Source organism: Arthrobacter sp. R3-55 (genome assembly GCF_054161505.1).
Genome location: NZ_CP096423.1, coordinates 2,294,718 through 2,311,601, shown reverse-complemented (window position 1 = coordinate 2,311,601; position 16,884 = coordinate 2,294,718). Strand labels below are relative to the sequence as shown.

12 protein-coding genes are annotated in these 16,884 nt (G+C 62.0%); 8 read left to right on the top strand and 4 right to left on the bottom strand.

Annotation, left to right across the window (positions count from 1 at the left end; translation table 11 throughout):
• Positions 1 to 136: 136 nt before the first annotated feature.
• The 4 genes from polA (at position 137) to rpsA (ending at position 6,831) form a co-directional block, all read left to right on the top strand.
• Positions 137 to 2,779 carry a DNA polymerase I gene (gene polA, locus M1D51_RS10770; protein ID WP_458109578.1) on the top strand — a complete coding sequence of 881 codons (2,643 nt, stop codon included), beginning with the start codon at positions 137 to 139 and terminating at the stop codon, positions 2,777 to 2,779.
• Positions 2,780 to 2,861: 82 nt separating this feature from the next.
• On the top strand, positions 2,862 to 4,175 hold the full coding sequence (locus tag M1D51_RS10765) for a GNAT family N-acetyltransferase (protein WP_458109455.1): 1,314 nt from the start codon (positions 2,862 to 2,864) through the stop codon (positions 4,173 to 4,175).
• A gap of 49 nt (positions 4,176 to 4,224) precedes the next feature.
• Complete coding sequence (locus M1D51_RS10760) at positions 4,225 to 5,166, top strand: polysaccharide deacetylase family protein (RefSeq protein WP_458109454.1); 942 nt, start codon at positions 4,225 to 4,227, stop codon at positions 5,164 to 5,166.
• Between the two features lie 183 nt (positions 5,167 to 5,349).
• A complete protein-coding gene (rpsA, locus tag M1D51_RS10755; protein ID WP_026540604.1) occupies positions 5,350 to 6,831 on the top strand; it encodes a 30S ribosomal protein S1 in 1,482 nt (493 codons plus the stop codon).
• Positions 6,832 to 6,928: 97 nt separating this feature from the next.
• Here rpsA and M1D51_RS10750 read toward each other — a convergent pair whose 3' ends face one another.
• Positions 6,929 to 7,618, bottom strand: coding sequence for an IMPACT family protein (locus tag M1D51_RS10750; RefSeq protein WP_458109453.1), 690 nt, complete (start codon positions 7,616 to 7,618; stop codon positions 6,929 to 6,931).
• A gap of 22 nt (positions 7,619 to 7,640) precedes the next feature.
• Between M1D51_RS10750 and coaE the strand changes: the two genes are divergently transcribed.
• The 4 genes from coaE (at position 7,641) to M1D51_RS10730 (ending at position 13,582) form a co-directional block, all read left to right on the top strand.
• Positions 7,641 to 8,879, top strand: coding sequence for a dephospho-CoA kinase (gene coaE, locus M1D51_RS10745; RefSeq protein ID WP_458109452.1), 1,239 nt, complete (start codon positions 7,641 to 7,643; stop codon positions 8,877 to 8,879).
• Between the two features lie 29 nt (positions 8,880 to 8,908).
• Positions 8,909 to 11,008: an excinuclease ABC subunit UvrB gene (gene uvrB, locus M1D51_RS10740; RefSeq protein WP_172325479.1), complete on the top strand. Its 2,100-nt coding sequence runs from the start codon at positions 8,909 to 8,911 to the stop codon at positions 11,006 to 11,008.
• 169 nt (positions 11,009 to 11,177) lie between these two features.
• Positions 11,178 to 12,206, top strand: a complete 1,029-nt coding sequence (locus tag M1D51_RS10735) for a TerC family protein (protein WP_458109451.1) — start codon at positions 11,178 to 11,180, stop codon at positions 12,204 to 12,206.
• 29 nt (positions 12,207 to 12,235) lie between these two features.
• Positions 12,236 to 13,582, top strand: coding sequence for an MFS transporter (locus M1D51_RS10730; RefSeq protein ID WP_458109450.1), 1,347 nt, complete (start codon positions 12,236 to 12,238; stop codon positions 13,580 to 13,582).
• Here M1D51_RS10730 and M1D51_RS10725 read toward each other — a convergent pair.
• From M1D51_RS10725 to M1D51_RS10715, 3 genes are read right to left on the bottom strand one after another with little or no spacing between them, the layout of a single operon-like run.
• Positions 13,579 to 14,937 (bottom strand): alpha/beta fold hydrolase, encoded by a 1,359-nt coding sequence (locus tag M1D51_RS10725; protein ID WP_458109449.1) that lies wholly within the window; start codon positions 14,935 to 14,937, stop codon positions 13,579 to 13,581. The genes M1D51_RS10730 and M1D51_RS10725 overlap by 4 nt on opposite strands.
• Positions 14,930 to 15,442 (bottom strand): N-acetyltransferase family protein, encoded by a 513-nt coding sequence (locus M1D51_RS10720; protein ID WP_458109448.1) that lies wholly within the window; start codon positions 15,440 to 15,442, stop codon positions 14,930 to 14,932. Before M1D51_RS10720 ends, M1D51_RS10725 begins: the two co-directional genes overlap by 8 nt.
• A gap of 59 nt (positions 15,443 to 15,501) precedes the next feature.
• The gene (locus M1D51_RS10715) at positions 15,502 to 16,881 is read right to left on the bottom strand and encodes a CoA transferase (protein ID WP_458109447.1); all 1,380 of its coding nucleotides are present in this window, start codon (positions 16,879 to 16,881) and stop codon (positions 15,502 to 15,504) included.
• Positions 16,882 to 16,884: the final 3 nt, after the last annotated feature.

Here is a 16,884-nt window from a genome sequence, read left to right as displayed (position 1 = left end):
TGAAACAACCAAACCGGACCAGGTTCCAACGGCCCAAGCTGCTGCCATCGCGACAGCACCCACCCCCTCTGCCACATCATCCGCCAGCACCCCGGGGGAGGGACGGCCCAGGTTGCTGGTCCTGGACGGCCACTCCATGGCGTTCCGGGCTTTCTACGCCCTTCCCGCGGAGAACTTCTCCACCGCCCGGGGGCAATACACCAATGCGGTCCATGGGTTCACCTCCATGTTGATCAACCTGATCAAGGACCAGAAGCCCACCCACGTCGCCGTAGCTTTTGACGTCTCCGACGACACCACGTTCCGTAAGGCTGAGTACAGCGAGTACAAGGGCGGGCGCAACGCGACACCTGCTGAGTTCGCAGGCCAGATCAGCCTCATCGCCAAAGTCATGGAAGCCTGGGGCATCAAGACCATCGCCATGCCCGGATACGAGGCTGACGACGTCCTTGCCACTCTGGCTGCCCAAGGCGACGCCGCTGGTTTCGAAGTCCTTCTCGTCTCCGGTGACAGGGATGCCTTCCAATTGATCAACGACAACGTCTTTGTGCTCTACCCCAAGCAGGGCGTCAGCAACATCCCCAGGATGGACGCTGCAGCCATCGAAGAGAAGTACTTCGTCAAGCCCGGCTTGTACTCCGACCTCGCCGCCCTTGTTGGCGAAACCGCTGACAACCTTCCCGGCGTCCCGGGCGTCGGCCCCAAGACGGCTGCCAAGTGGATCAACCTCTACGGCGGCCTCGAGGGAATCCTGGAGAACCTTGATTCCATCGGCGGCAAGGTTGGTGGAGCACTCAAGGAAAACCTGGAGAACGTCAAACGCAACCGCAGGCTCAACCAACTGCTGACAGACCTCGCGCTGCCCCTGACCCTGGACGACCTCCACGAGCCGCGTCCGGACCGCCAGGCAATCGAGGAACTCTTCGAAGAGCTTGAGTTCCGGACGTTGCGCACGCGGTTGTTTGATCTCTACGGCGATGACACCGCCGGGGAGGCTCCGGAAACCATTGAAGCCCCGGAGTTTGCCACGCTCACTGATGCTTCCGGCCTGACGGACTTCTTCTCCGCAGGATCGGGCATGCGCTCAGCCCTTGCCGTGCACCTGGTTCCCGGCAGGATCGGCGACGACGCGAACGCACTGGCCGTGGTCAGGAACAACGGCGCCGCCTTTATTGACCTCACTGCTTTGGATGCGGCAGCGGAAGCGGTCCTGGCCTCGTGGCTGCGGGACCCCGAAGAAGCCAAAGTCCTCCATGAGTTCAAGTCCGCGCTCAAGGCCCTGCACCACCGCGGGCTCAGCTTGGAAGGCGTGGTGGATGACACCTCCATCTCGGGCTACTTGATCCAGCCGGACCGCCGCAGCTATGACCTGGCCGAGCTGGCCCAAGTGCATTTGAAGATCTCCCTGACCACGGCCGTTGCCGCGTCCGGCCAGCTGGAGCTTGACCTTTCCGGTGATACGGACCAAGCTGCAGCAGCAGCGCTGGTCCAGCAGTCCGCCGTCGTGCATGCCCTGAGCAAGCACTTCGAAACTGAGCTCGCCGCCATCAAGGCCGACGCATTGTTGACCACTCTTGAACTGCCCGTAGCCAGGGTGCTCGCACAGATGGAACTGACCGGTATCTTCGTTTCCACGGATCGCATGGACGAACAACTGGCCGACCTCACCAAGGTGATCGAAAATGCCCAGGAGCAGGCCTTTGCTGCGATCGGTCATGAGGTCAACCTGGGTTCACCCAAGCAGTTGCAAACCGTCCTGTTCGAAGAACTGGGGCTGCCAAAGACCAAGAAGATCAAGTCCGGCTACACCACCGATGCCGCATCCCTGAAGGGCCTGCTGGAGAAGACCGGCCACGAATTCCTGGTCCAGCTCATGGCGCACCGTGAGTCCTCCAAGCTGGCCCAGATGGTGGAAACGCTCAAGAAGTCGGTGGCCGACGATGACCGCATCCACACCACCTACGCGCAGAACATCGCGGCCACGGGTCGAATTTCCTCCAACAACCCCAACCTTCAGAACATCCCGGTACGAAGCGAAGAAGGCCGCCGGGTTCGAGGAATCTTTGTGGTCAGCGAGGGCTACGAGTGCCTGTTGTCGGCCGACTACTCACAGATTGAAATGCGCATCATGGCGCACCTTTCCGGCGACGAAGCCCTGATCCAGGCGTATCGCGACGGCGAGGACCTGCACCGTTTCGTAGGTTCCCGGATCTTCAACGTGGAGCCGTCCGAAGTCACCAGCGCCATGCGCTCCAAAGTAAAGGCGATGTCCTACGGGCTCGCGTATGGCCTGACGTCCTTCGGTCTGTCCAAGCAGTTGGAAATTTCCGTGGACGAGGCACGTACGCTCATGAAGGACTACTTCGATCGCTTCGGCGGCGTACGCGATTACCTGCGCGGCGTCGTGGACCAAGCAAGGCTGGACGGCTACACGGCAACTATCGAAGGGCGGCGCCGCTACCTTCCTGACCTGACCAGCACCAACCGGCAGGCTCGCGAAGCAGCAGAACGCATCGCCCTCAACTCGCCCATCCAGGGCTCTGCAGCTGACCTCATCAAGAGGGCCATGCTGGGCGTCTCGGCCGAGCTTGCCAGCCAGGGCTTGAAGTCCCGGATGCTGCTGCAAGTCCACGATGAACTTGTCCTGGAAGTCGCTCCGGGGGAGCGGGAAGCCGTGGAGAAGCTGGTCATCGACCAAATGGGATCAGCCGCCGAGTTGTCTGTTCCCTTGGATGTCCAGATTGGCGTCGGGTCCAGCTGGTACGAGGCCGGACACTAACCACCCCTGATTTCACGCAACGCCGCAGGGCGCGCCGCCGAGATGGTGGCGCGCCCTGCGGCGTCTGGCTAGGCTCGGAAACGTGGCTGAACCCAACGAACCGACCTCCCAAAAGTATTCCGTCCAACGTTTCCCCGCTGTCGCCGACAAGAACGACTCGGCCGGCTATAACCGATGTGCCATCTGGGTGCAGGCTGTTTCCCACGGATTCCACCAGCAACGGCGGGATGACGAGTACCTCGCAAAGACCCTCGCCGCCTATCAGGCTGACGGCCGTGAGCTGACAGGCGTCTACGCCAACGGCCCCGTTCCGGAGCATTCCCTTGGAGCCGATGTTCCTGTGGCAACCTACGCCACCATGCGCAAGGCTTTGAACATCGGTTTTGGCAGGCAACTCGAATCCAATCTCGTTACTGCTGTGACAGTCCGCGGGACACACCGCCGTCAGGGCATTCTTCGTGGCATGATCACGGCCGATCTGGAGAGCGCCAAGGACGACGGCCTGGCCATGGCCGCGCTGACGGCTTCTGAAGGGTCCATCTATGGTCGGTTTGGATTCGGTGTTGCCACTTTTGAACGCAGCATCAAGGTGGACACCGGCCCACGCTTCAGGATGAAGGGGCAGCCCGAAGGAACGGTGGAAGTGGCCGATCCCTCCGTGCTTATGGACTTGGCTCCACAGGTGTTCGAGCGTGTCCAGCGGCTTTCGCCCGGCTCAGTGGACCGGCAAGAGTACTACCGCCTGCTGGCCGCGGGATCCATTGGCCAAGACGGCAAGCCTGACACCAGCGTCCGTTGCGCCCTTCATTACGACCTCTCCGGAGCGCTGGACGGTTACGTTTCCTACCGTTTCAAAGGGTGGGACCACAAGCCCTACACCATGGAAATCGTGGACCTCGTTGCCGCCACCAATGCCGCTTACCTCGATCTGTGGCGCTTCCTGGGCAGCATTGACCTCATTGAGGACGTCACGTGGGCGGAGGCTCCCGTGGACGATCCCTTGGCATGGGCCCTCGAGGATCCGAGATGCATCGAAGCATCAGAGATCCGCGACATGCTGTGGCTCCGCATCCTGGATGTTCAAGCTGCCCTGCAGGCCCGGCACTACGCTTCTGCAGGGCGGCTGGTGCTCGAGGTGCGGGACCCCCTGTCCCTGGCGGCCGGCACCTGGGTTCTGGAATCCGACGGCGGGACCGCCGTCGTGTCCGAAGCCGCAGGTCAATCTGCGGACTTGAGCATGGACGTTTCCGACCTCGCGTCAATATATCTCGGTGCCGTGTCGCCGGTAACGCTGACCGCAGCCGGCCGCATCCAGGAGAAGTCTGCGGGTGCCGCGTTCCTGGCCGGACAACTGTTCGCAGTGGAGCGCCCCGCGCATTGCCTGACGCACTTCTAGGCTGCGCACTTTCATCACAACATCCAGCCACACCTAATTAAGGACATCCATGGGGGATTCCAAGCGGCGGCCTTTGGCCGGCCGTCGATCACTGCTGCTTGGAATTGCGGGACTCGCGTCCGCTGCGTTGGCGGCATGCGCACCTGTCGAAGGACCATCTGGAGGGGCAGCCCCATCAGTTCCGCCGCCGACAGGCCCGGCCACCCCACCGCCGTCGATTGCTGCCATATCAAGCGAGCAGGCCGCTGCTGCCCTCGAGCCGACGGCTACGGCCACAGCGTCCGCGGTGCCGGATAAACAGCAGATCCTGGCCGAATTCGCCGGCAGGCGGCCCAAGGAATGGGGGCTGCATATCACCGGAGTGGTGAACAATTCGCCGTCGAAGCACGTGGCACTGACATTCGATGCGTGCGGGGGTCCTGGGGGCACCGCCTGCGACCACGCCCTACTGACGACACTCCGCCGGCTCCATGTCCCGGCGACACTGTTCATCAACAGCCGCTGGGTCCACGCCAACCCCTCGCTCGCCGCCGAACTGGCCGCCGAGCCACTATTCGAACTGGCCAACCATGGCACCCTGCACCAGCCCCTCTCCGTCAACGGGAGGTCGGCCTACGGGATCCCCGGAACAGCCAACGCAGCTGCTGCCTATGATGAGCTGATGGGAAACCAGGAGCTGATGCAGCAACTCACCGGCATCGCTCCCGGGTTCTTCCGGCCGGGAACAGCCTTCTACGACGACGTCGCTGTAGACATGACGCGAAGGCTGGGGATGCTGCCGGTCAACTTCACTATTAATGGAGACGGGGGAGCCACCTATCCGCCTGGCACCGTCGCGGGTGAAGTGGGCAGGGCGGCTGCCGGTGACATCGTCATCTCGCACTTCAACAGGCCTGCCGCAGGCACGGCCGAAGGTTATGCGCGCACGTTGCCGGGGATGCTTGAGCGGGGCATCACCTTCGCCCGCCTACGGGACGTACTGACCCCGTGACACTCCTTTTGACCCTGCTTTGCCATTGCGACTAGAATAAACGGGCGTGTACTACGTGCATGCATCCATTTGTACTAATCCACAAATCAGGATGACCCGGTATTTTGCCGTGTTCTGCCGTCCGGACCCGGGCGGCAGCGGTTTGCCTGACCGACTCACTATCCACAACGGAGCCCCTACTACATGACCATCACCTCCACCGAGAAGCCCGGTACCCCCGTAGTCGCCATTAACGACATCGGTACCGCTGAGGACTTCCTCGCAGCTGTCGACGCCACCATCAAGTACTTCAACGACGGAGACCTCGTCGAAGGTACCGTCGTCAAGGTCGACCGCGACGAAGTTCTGCTCGACATCGGTTACAAGACCGAAGGTGTCATCCCTTCCCGCGAGCTTTCCATCAAGCACGATGTTGATCCCGGTGACGTCGTCGCCGTTGGCGATCAGGTCGAAGCTTTGGTTCTCACCAAGGAAGACAAAGAAGGCCGTCTGATCCTCTCCAAGAAGCGTGCTCAGTACGAGCGCGCCTGGGGCGACATCGAGAAGGTCAAGGAAGAAGACGGTGTCGTTACCGGTACCGTCATCGAGGTTGTCAAGGGTGGCCTCATCCTGGACATCGGCCTGCGCGGCTTCCTGCCCGCATCGCTCGTGGAGATGCGTCGTGTCCGCGACCTCGCTCCGTACATCGGTCAGCAGATCGAAGCCAAGATCATCGAGCTGGACAAGAACCGCAACAACGTTGTGCTTTCCCGCCGTGCATGGCTCGAGCAGACCCAGTCCGAGGTTCGCTCCACGTTCCTCAACAAGCTGGAAAAGGGCCAGGTTCGTCCGGGCGTTGTTTCCTCCATCGTCAACTTCGGTGCCTTCGTGGACCTGGGCGGCGTAGACGGCCTCGTTCACGTTTCCGAGCTGTCCTGGAAGCACATCGACCACCCGTCCGAGGTTGTCGAGGTTGGCCAGGAAGTCACCGTCGAGGTCCTCGAAGTGGATCTGGACCGCGAGCGTGTCTCCCTGTCGCTCAAGGCTACGCAGGAAGATCCGTGGCAGACCTTCGCCCGCACCCACGCCCTTGGCCAGGTTGTTCCGGGTAAGGTCACCAAGCTGGTTCCGTTCGGTGCGTTCGTTCGCGTCGAAGACGGCATCGAAGGCCTCGTGCACATCTCCGAGCTGGCTGTCCGCCACGTGGAGCTCGCCGAGCAGGTTGTCTCCGTTGGCGACGAACTGTTCGTCAAGGTCATCGACATCGACCTCGAGCGTCGCCGTATCTCCCTCTCCCTCAAGCAGGCTAACGAGGGCGTTGACGCTGACAGCACCGAGTTCGATCCCGCTCTCTACGGCATGGCCGCTGAGTACGACGAAGAGGGCAACTACAAGTACCCTGAGGGCTTCGACCCCGAGTCGAACGAATGGCTCGAAGGCTACGAGACCCAGCGCGCCGCTTGGGAGCAGCAGTACGCTGACGCCCAGACCCGTTGGGAAGCACACAAGAAGCAGGTTGCCCAGCACGCTGCTGACGACGCTGCTGCTGCAACGTCCGGTGAGAGCGATTCCGGCACCACGAGCTACTCCTCGGAGCCGGCTGCTGCTGAGTCCAACACCGGCGGCGGTACCCTGGCGTCCGATGAAGCACTCGCTGCACTGCGTGAGAAGCTGACCGGCAACTAATTCCGCCTCCCTCACGGGATGTGCTGAATAGCCACAGAAGGACCCCTGCCTCCGGGCAGGGGTCCTTCTGCTTTCCTAGACGCAAGCCGATGATCGCTTACCGCGGTACGTCAACCCATTGGGTGCCAAGGGGCTCGAGTTCCGCCGACCCGGCAGTGAGGGATGCCAACCTGGAACGGGCTTCCGAGATGGCTTCTTCATCATCGGCCAGGGCCACTTGGAGTGTTGTGTGTCGGGGTCCGTATCCAGTACCGGCCATGACATACCCGGAACTGCGAAGTTCGTTTTCCAGCCGGCCGGCCTCCTCGTGGAGAACGTTGATGGCGCACAAGCGCAGCCTCCGGCGCTCAACCAACGGAGCAAGATCCATTGCAGCATCGACCGATTCAGAATAGGCACGGACCAAACCACCCGCACCGAGAAGGATCCCCCCGAAATAGCGCACGACGACGACACTTACGTCGCTGAGGTCCGTCACCCCCGGTGTTGACTCACGCTTGAGAAGGGCCTCCAGCATGGGGATTCCCGCCGTGCCCGAGGGCTCGCCGTCGTCGCTGGACCGTTGAATCATCCGGTCCGGACCTATGACGAAGGCTGAGCAGTGGTGGCGGGCGTCGTGGAATTCGCGCCGGAGGTCAGCCACCAAGGACCGGGCCGTCTCCTCATCAGGTGAACGTCGAAGTACCGTGATGAAGCGGGACCGCCGGACTTCCAGTTCATGTCGAAAATCCGGGCCTGACGCGAGCGTCGTGTAGGTCGTCGCACGGCTGTCATCCTCATTTTCCACCGCTTCAGTCTAGTGTTGGAGGGTGCTGAAAATCGGGCTGACGGGCGGCATCGCCTCAGGGAAATCACTGGTGGCATCCAGGTTGCAGGAATTGGGAGCCATCCTGGTCGATGCTGACCGCATCGCACGCGACGTCGTGGAACCGGGAACCCCGGGACTGGCCCGGATTGTGGACGCGTTCGGCCCCGGGATCCTCGACGCACAGCAAAGGCTTGATCGGCCCAAGCTCGGTTCCATCGTTTTTCAGGATCCCGCTCAGCGTGAAGTGCTCAACAGCATCGTCCACCCCCTGGTCCGTGAGGCTGCTGCTGCGGCGGTCTCAGGTGCCGGTCCTGATGACATCGTGGTCCAGGACATCCCGCTCCTCGTCGAAACAGGGCAGGGCAGCAACTTCCACTTAGTGGTGGTGGTGGACGCTCCCGATGACGTTCGCATCCACCGCATGGTGGAGTACCGGCGGATGTCCAGGCAGGACGCCATGTCCCGTATGGCGTCACAGGCCACACGCACGGACCGCAATGCTGCTGCCGATGTTGTCCTGGGCAACTCCGGAAGCCGGCAGGATCTGCTCACCGCCGTGGATTCGTTGTGGCAACGCCGGCTGGTCCCTTTTTCGGAGAACCTCAGCCGTGGCATCCGGGCCCACCGCGAGGTTGGACCCGTCATGGTCGAATCGAAGGCGGAGTGGGCTGCCCAGGCCGAAAGGCTCGCTGAGCGCATCATCAAGGCAGCGCCGCAGGAAATCCTTGCCGTGGACCATATCGGCTCCACCTCGGTTCCGGGACTCAGGGCGAAAGACGTGATCGACCTCCAGGTCGCAGTGACCGACCTCGAGTCAGCTGACGGGATCGCACCTTTCCTGGCCGCAGCCGGCTTCCCTGCCGTACCCGAGGTCACTCAGGACACCCCGAAGCGCTCACAACCGGATCCTGGGTCGTGGCAAAAGAGGTTCCACGCCAATGCGGATCCATGCCGGCCGGTGAACGTGCATGTCCGGGTGGCAGGTTCACCGGGATGGCGTTATGCCCTGCTCTTCCGCGACTGGTTGCGGGCAGAACCGACAGCGGCAGCACTGTATGCGGCGCACAAGAACGAGCTGGCTGCTGCCCACGCGGGGGATCAAGGCACCGCGGACTACGCCGATGCCAAAGAACCGTGGTTCACTGACGTTGCCTGGCCGCTCATGGAGGAGTGGGCCATACGCGTTGGTTGGAGGCCGCCGTCGTTTATGTCTTCAGCTGAAGGCAAACGCGGACAGTAGCTGTCCTGGGGCGGGGGTAGATTTGTTCCATGAGCCTTGCCCAGGAGATCAACCGTGTCGTCGCGCCCTTCGAAGTCATCAGCGAGTTCAAGCCCGCCGGTGATCAGCCGACCGCCATTGCAGAGCTGACAGAACGAATCAACAACGGCGAAAAAGACGTCGTTCTCCTCGGTGCCACTGGTACAGGCAAGAGCGCCACCACGGCCTGGCTCATTGAACAGGTCCAGCGACCCACGCTGGTCATGGTTCAGAACAAGACCCTCGCCGCTCAGCTGGCCAACGAGTTCCGGGAGCTGTTGCCCAACAATGCGGTGGAATACTTCGTCTCCTACTACGACTACTACCAGCCCGAAGCGTACGTAGCGCAGACGGACACTTTCATCGAGAAGGACTCCTCCATCAATGAGGAGGTCGAAAGGCTGCGCCACTCGGCCACGAACGCCCTGCTGACCCGCCGCGACGTCATTGTGGTGGCCACGGTCTCGTGCATCTACGGCTTGGGTACGCCCGAGGAGTACATTGCCGGCATGGTAACGCTCCGCAAGGGGGCGGAGATGAACCGGGACCATCTCCTCCGGAAGTTTGTCTCCATGCAATACGCACGCAACGACATGGACTTCCACCGGGGGACCTTCCGGGTCCGTGGGGACACCGTGGAGATCATTCCGATGTACGAGGAACTTGCCATTCGGATCGAGTTCTTCGGCGATGAGATCGAGAACATCCAGACACTCCACCCGCTGACCGGAGAGGTATTGCGGGACGAGGAAGAAATGTACGTCTTCCCGGCATCGCACTATGTGGCCGGCCCTGAACGGATGGCCCGCGCCATCAAGCGGATCGAGGATGAACTCGCAGACAGGCTGAAAGTTCTCGAGGGCCAGAACAAGCTGGTGGAGGCCCAGCGACTCCGGATGCGGACGACGTACGATCTCGAAATGATGCAGCAGATGGGTTTCTGCAACGGCATTGAGAACTACTCAGTCCACATCGACGGCCGCGAGCCTGGAACGGCTCCACACTGCTTGATCGACTACTTCCCGGATGATTTCCTGCTGGTGGTTGATGAATCGCACGTCACCATTCCGCAAATCGGCGCCATGTACGAAGGCGACATGTCCCGCAAGCGGAACCTGGTGGATTTCGGCTTCCGGCTGCCCTCGGCCATGGACAACCGGCCCCTGAAATGGGATGAGTTCCTGGAACGCATCGGCCAAACGGTATACCTCTCCGCAACCCCGGGCAAGTACGAGCTCGGCAAAGCCGATGGCTACGTCCAGCAGATCATTCGCCCCACCGGACTGATTGATCCCGAGGTAGTGGTTAAGCCCACCAAGGGACAGATCGATGACTTGCTGGGTGAAATCAGGATCCGTACCGAGAAGAATGAACGCGTTCTGGTCACCACGTTGACCAAGCGCATGGCCGAAGACCTCACCGACTACCTGGTGGGTCATGGCGTCAAGGTGGAGTATCTGCACTCTGACGTCGACACCCTGCGGCGAGTGGAATTGCTCCGGGAACTCCGGATGGGCGTCTTCGACGTCCTGGTGGGCATCAACCTGCTTCGCGAAGGTTTGGACCTCCCCGAGGTTTCCCTTGTGAGCATCCTGGACGCGGATAAGGAAGGCTTCCTGCGTTCCTCCACGTCCCTGATCCAGACCATCGGCCGTGCGGCGCGTAACGTTTCGGGCCAGGTGCATATGTACGCTGACAGGATCACCGATTCCATGGCGCACGCCATTGAAGAGACCAACCGCCGCCGTGCCATCCAGGTCCAGTACAACACCGACCACGGCATCGACCCCCAACCGTTGCGCAAGAAGATTGCCGACATCACCGATCAGCTGGCCAAGGAAGACGCAGACACCCAGGAACTGCTCAACAACAACAGGCTTGCCAAGGGCGGAAAACGCAGCAAGTCCGCTGCCAAGGGTGCGGCCACGGTACGGCAGGACGGCCTTGCTGCTGCACCCGCTGAAGACCTTGTGGGCCTCATCGAGCAATTGACCGAACAGATGCATGGTGCGGCCGCTGAACTGCAGTTCGAAGTCGCTGCCCGCATCCGCGATGAAGTCAAGGAGTTGAAGCGCGAATTACGCCAGATGCAGTCCGCCGGGCACGCCTAAGGTAAGGTTGAGGTCACGTAGGGGAGTATCCCAAGCGCTACGTCCGTCAGCACGCAAGGCACAGATGCCTCGCCGGATCTAGCGGGCCGCCAAAAATTTGCATTCACCGCACCCTGGCAGGCCGGAGAGACTTACACCGCTTTCCCGTACCCTGCGAAAGGCACCTTTAATGCAGCTACCCGTCTGGTTCGAGATCGGCTCCTTTGTCGTTCTCGGAATCATCTTGCTGATCGACCTCCTGTTGGTCGTCAAGCGTCCCCATGAACCTTCCATGAAGGAAGCCGGCCTGTGGGTCGGTTTCTACGTAGCACTTGCCCTGCTCTTTGCAGTGGCCATGTTCGTCTTTGCCGGCCCCGAATACGGCGGCCAGTTCGTCGCAGGCTGGGTCACCGAGTACAGCCTGAGCATCGACAACCTCTTTGTCTTCATCATCATCATGGCCCGCTTCTCGGTGCCCCGTAAGTACCAGCAGGAAGTGCTGATGGTGGGCATCATCATCGCCCTGATCCTTCGCGGTATCTTCATTGCCCTGGGCGCTGTGGTGATCGAACAGTTCAGCTGGGTCTTCTACATCTTCGGCGCTTTCCTTCTCTGGACGGCTTGGAAGCAGGCCAAGGATTCCGGCGAAGACGAAGAAGAAGGCGCAGAGAACCCGCTGATCGCACGCCTGCGCAAGGTCCTGCCGATGTCCGAAAAGTTCGACGGCAACAAGATCCGCACCGTAGTGGACGGCAAGAAGGTCTTCACCCCCATGCTGATCGTCTTCATCACGATCGGCCTGACCGACCTCCTGTTCGCCGTGGACTCCATTCCCGCGATCTTCGGCCTGACGCAAAGCGCGTTCATTGTCTTCACTGCGAACATCTTCGCTTTGATGGGCCTGCGTCAGCTGTACTTCCTTCTCGGCGGACTCATGACCCGCCTGGTGTACCTGAAGCACGCCCTGTCCGTGATTCTGGCCTTCATCGGCGTCAAGCTCGTGCTGCACGCCATGCACGTCAACGAACTTCCGTTCATCAACGGCGGCCAGCACATCGAGTGGGCTCCTGAGATCCCCACATACGTGTCGTTGGCGGTCATTGTCGGAACCATCATCATTGCCGTTGTAGCAAGTTTGATGAGCCCCCAGGCGCGGCAGGCCAAGCTGGATGCGCGACTCGAGGCCGACGCCAAAAAGAGCATGAGCGAGGCAGAGTAACTGACCTCCAAAGGTTGTAGTCTGCTGAAGTGACTACCACTTCAACTACGGCGCTGGACCCGCAAAGGGTTCAGCGCCGTACTGTTTTTCTCCTCAGTTCCGCGCAACTCCTCAGCGGCGTAGGCAACGGAGCCACCCTTTCCATCGGATCGCTGCTGGCAGTAGACCTGTCAGGTTCAGAAGCGTGGGCAGGATCCATCACCACCGTGCTGACATTGGCTGCAGCAATCGCGGCATTACCCCTGGCGAGGCTGGCTGAAACACGGGGACGCCGCATCGGCCTGGTTACGGGACTGGTGGCGGCGATGGTGGGAGCACTCCTGGTCATTGCCTCAGTGGTGGGCCAATCCTTCGTGCTGCTCCTGTTGGGCGCAGCTTTCCTGGGTCTCGGCACCGCCGCCAATCTCCAGGCGAGGTTCGCCGCCGTCGATCTCGCTGAACCTGAGCACCGCGGACGATCGCTGTCCACCGTCGTCTGGGCAATCACCATAGGCGCTGTTGCCGGGCCAAACCTGATTCAGCCGGGTGCAGTGGTCGGGGAGGCGCTTGGGCTTCCGCCCATTGCAGGTCCCTTCGTTTTTTCTGCCGCTGGCCTGCTTCTTGCCGCGCTCCTGTTGTTCGCGGGTCTCCGCCCGGACCCGCTGTTGCTGTCCCGGCGGCTGGCATCGCAGGCGCGCCGGGACGCCGGCGATGACGCGCTGCCCGTCAGGGGCACCATTCGCTCAGGACTTCGCGCCGTACGCTCATCAAGGTTGGCGATGCTCGCCCTGGCGGCCGTAGTGGCTGCGCACGGCGTGATGGTGGCCATCATGTCCATGACACCCCTGCACCTTCAGCAGCTGGTAGGCGGTTCGCATGCCGGACACCATGGGGGAACCACTGACAGTGCCGATGCCTTGGTGATCATAGGCCTGACGATTTCGCTGCATATCGCCGGAATGTTTGCTTTGTCGCCCCTCTGGGGATGGCTGACTGACAAAGCCGGGCGCCTGCAAACCATCGCCATGGGCCACGGGCTCCTGCTGGTCGCTGTGCTTATTGCGGGGTTCGGCCAACACGAGCCCGGTCTTGTCACCGCCGGCCTGATCTTCCTTGGCCTGGGTTGGTCTGCCGCGACCATCGCGGGTTCAACTTTGTTGGCTGAGAGTGTTGCCCCCGACGCACGGGTTACGGTCCAGGGAGTTTCGGACACCCTCATGGGTGGCGCCGGTGCCATCGGCGGCGCCACCTCAGGGCTGCTGCTCGCTTGGATCGGTTACCAGGGGCTCAATGTGACATCGGGCGTTGTGGCCGCGTTGGTGCTGGCCTTGACGCTCCTGCTGACCGTACGGACAGCGGGAGCGTCAACCCCGCAGGCTCTCCAACCGCCGGCCTAGCGGACCGCCCGGACCATCCCGAGGAGCCGGGCGAAAATGCCTTCGCCGTCTTCCCCTATGCCATCGTGGTGGAAGTCTGCGGTCACCCATGGTTGAAGACCGCGCACGGCTGCAGCAGTTTCGAGGGACAGATCGTGATCCACGTAAATATCGTCCTTGTACACGGCGGCCGCAACGGGGACGCTGTTCGCCGACAAGCGGGCAGGGTTGTACAGGGGCTTCCAGTCTTTCTTGGCGGCCAGCTGTTCAGCCACTTCCCGAAGAGGCACCAGGGCCGGATCCTGCTCGAAGTACCAGGGGTACACCATCTCCCCGGTGAGCAGTGGCTCGTCGGCGTCGGGCTTGAATTCCGGATGGTCCTCCAGCACGCGCCACGCTGCCCAGTTGGTCGCTTCCCCTTGCCCGTAGATGGACTCGTGAAGGATGGCGTACAGGGGATTGGCAGCGCGACTGACGAGGCCCCGCACTTGTTCGAGGAATGCTTCGGAGAGACGTGGGCCGGAGGGGGTGTCAATGAAGGCGTCCTCCAGGAGGTAATGAAGGGCGTCCACCCGGGTGTTGCCGCCGAGGAACGAACCGATCATCTGGAAACGCTCGGGCGTGAGCCTTTCACCGCTTGCCAGGAACTCCGCATGGCGGTCCAGGTGCCTGGCGATCCGGGTGACTGTGTCCCTGTCCTCCGGGTACCAGCCGAAATACTCGGCGTTCCGCGCGGCGACGCGCTGGAATGTGGCTTGGTAAACCCGCTCCGCCGGACCGTGGAGGGGAGCAAGGCCACCTGTGATGAGGACCTCGCGAAGGCCCTCGGGAGCGAGCGACAGGTAGGTCAACGCACAGAAACCACCGAAGCTTTGGCCAAGCACAGACCATGGTCCGGACCCCAACACCCGACGAATGTACTCGGCGTCAGCCACAATCGAGTCGGCGCGGAAATGCGTCAAGTAGTCGGCCTGCGCGGAGGCATCGCCCCGGAGTTCGAGTGATTGTTGTTCAACAGGTGTGGACAAGCCGGTGCCGCGTTGATCGAGCATCAGGATCCGGAAGTCCCTGGCAGCCGCCTTCATCCAACCAGACAACGATGTAACCCGGTTTCCGCGGCCGCCGGGGCCTCCTTGGAGGAACAACAACCATGGCAATTTTTCGGCTTCCTCAGCCGTGTGTTCGGTGGAAGAGTATTCCCTGGCAAAGATCGTGATGGTCTCGCCGGAGGTGACCGGTTCACCCGGTGAATGCTCCAAGGGAACGGTGAAATAATGCTCAACTGTCCGCAGGCCGCGGAACTGGTGACGCGCGCGGACAACATGTATCCCGGCGGCGTTCCGTTCGGCGCTCGGTTCCGGGTACCCCTCAGCCACGGGCAAGAGCCTCGTTCGCCTTGCCCGCCGTCGTACCGAAGGCCTCCAGTGCCTCGCCGGTCAGCCGGAAGGTGGACCATTCTTCCATGGGGAACGCGCCCAGGTTCTTGTAGAAGTTGATGGATGGTTCATTCCAGTCAAGGACGCTCCACTCCACGCGGGCGTAGCCACGTTCGACTGCCGTAGCCGCAAGATACTGCAACAGCGCTTTGCCATGTCCCTCACCGCGCGCATCAGGAACCACGTAGAGGTCCTCAAGGTAGATACCGTGGACGCCTTCCCACGTGGAGTAGTTCAGGAACCACAGAGCAAACCCTTGCACCGTGCCGGCACTGTTTTCGGCGATCGTGGCATAGACGCGGGGGTTCTCACCGAAGAGCACTTCCGTGAGCATGGCGGGGGTGTTTTTGACCGCGTCCGGTTCTTTCTCGTAGATCGCAAGATCATGGATCATCCGGAGGATGGCAGGGACGTCGTCAACAGTGGCTGGGCGGATTACAGTCATGGCTCCGAGCTTACTAGGGGAGCCTTACACGCCGCTCACGGTTCTCTGTCAGCTACCTTCTATAACCAGGCCAAAGCCGACGTTCCATACTGCACCGGTGCCTTCCTGTATTGCAGGGGAACACCGTCAACGGCGATGGGTGGCCCTACGAAGCGGAGTGGTCCGTAGGCGCTGTCGATCAGGCGTTTGTCAGGGACAGGTAAACCAGCGTCGTCCTTGGTGGTCAGGGGTGATGGAAAACCGAAGAGTTCCTCCGCCGTGCGGGCCAGGGAAACGTGTGCTGTTCCTCCGAATCCGGTGCGGAGGCGTTCGGACAGCAGAGCCAACGCGGCGGCGGCGATCCCATACCCCGTCGCATGATCCAGCGCTTGGACCGGCAGCACGCCTGGCCTCCACCCGTCGTCGTGGTAGCTGCCATACTGCTCCGCTATTCCGCAGGCAGCCTGGACCAGGCTGTCGAACCCCCGCCGGCTACTCCAAGGGCCCGTGCCGCCCCACGCACTTAGCGCCACCACCACCAGGTCCGGCCTGGCTGCCAGCATGCTCGAAGGGCTGAAACCGAACCGGTCCAGTCCGCCGTGGCGGTACCCGGTCACAACGACGTCGGCGGATCCGAGCAGTTGGTGAACCGCTTCCCGCGCCCCGGCATCATTGAAGTCGGCTTCTGCGCTGCGCTTATCGAAACCCGAATCAACAAAGGCATCAGTGAGCTCGGGAAGGTGCGGCGGATCGATGCGCAAAACGTCCGCTCCGAGGACGCCCAGGAGGCGCGTGGCCGTGGGGCCGGCGATGACGCGTGTCAGGTCCAGGACCTTGAGGCCGGCCAGAGGCAGGAAAACATCCGTTGATGGAATCCACGACGACGGCCGCGGACTTCCGTCCGGCGCTGCGGGCCGGGTGAAACTGAGCCAGGGACCAGTGCCTGCTGCCCGGTGCTGGGGCGTGGACCGCCACTCGTCCCGGGAACGGACGGCTGCAGCGACACCCCTACCTGCAGCAATTGCTTCCTCTGCTTCCAGTGCTGTCATGGAAAGCAGGACACGGTCCAGCTCATCAGGAGTAGCGGCCCGGAGCGTCTCCATCAGCCGCTCCGCATGGTGCGGGTAGTTGGCATGCAGGCGTATCCAGCCGTCCAGCGTGCGGCGGAAGCCCGATGTCGGAGCAAAACCTTGAGGCTTCCGGCCCGAGATCCTGAGGTGCCCCAGTGAATCGAAGGAGGCAGCGGTCAGGTTCGACGATACTGAGTACCGCCCGGTGGAACCTGTCAGGGACTCCAAGGCGGTGGCTGCAGCCTGCACGGATCCCAAGGCGAGCCCCTCGACGTCCAGGCTCCCACACCACCAACGGCGTGGACCCATGCAGGCTGCCGGCTTGGCTGCGCTGAACGAATCCAGTACACGCAGGCTGCCGGTCAGATCCGGGACGGGTTCCACGGCCATTGG

What these genes read in the sequence shown, in the direction of transcription:
- rpsA (WP_026540604.1), top strand. Translation starts at nt 5,350, where the DNA reads ATGACCATCACCTCCACCGAGAAGCCCGGTACCCCCGTAGTCGCCATT.
- M1D51_RS10735 (WP_458109451.1), top strand. Translation starts at nt 11,178, where the DNA reads ATGCAGCTACCCGTCTGGTTCGAGATCGGCTCCTTTGTCGTTCTCGGA.
- M1D51_RS10720 (WP_458109448.1), bottom strand. Translation starts at nt 15,442, where the DNA reads ATGACTGTAATCCGCCCAGCCACTGTTGACGACGTCCCTGCCATCCTC.
- uvrB (WP_172325479.1), top strand. Translation starts at nt 8,909, where the DNA reads ATGAGCCTTGCCCAGGAGATCAACCGTGTCGTCGCGCCCTTCGAAGTC.
- polA (WP_458109578.1), top strand. Translation starts at nt 137, where the DNA reads ATGGCGTTCCGGGCTTTCTACGCCCTTCCCGCGGAGAACTTCTCCACC.
- M1D51_RS10715 (WP_458109447.1), bottom strand. Translation starts at nt 16,881, where the DNA reads ATGGCCGTGGAACCCGTCCCGGATCTGACCGGCAGCCTGCGTGTACTG.
- M1D51_RS10760 (WP_458109454.1), top strand. Translation starts at nt 4,225, where the DNA reads ATGGGGGATTCCAAGCGGCGGCCTTTGGCCGGCCGTCGATCACTGCTG.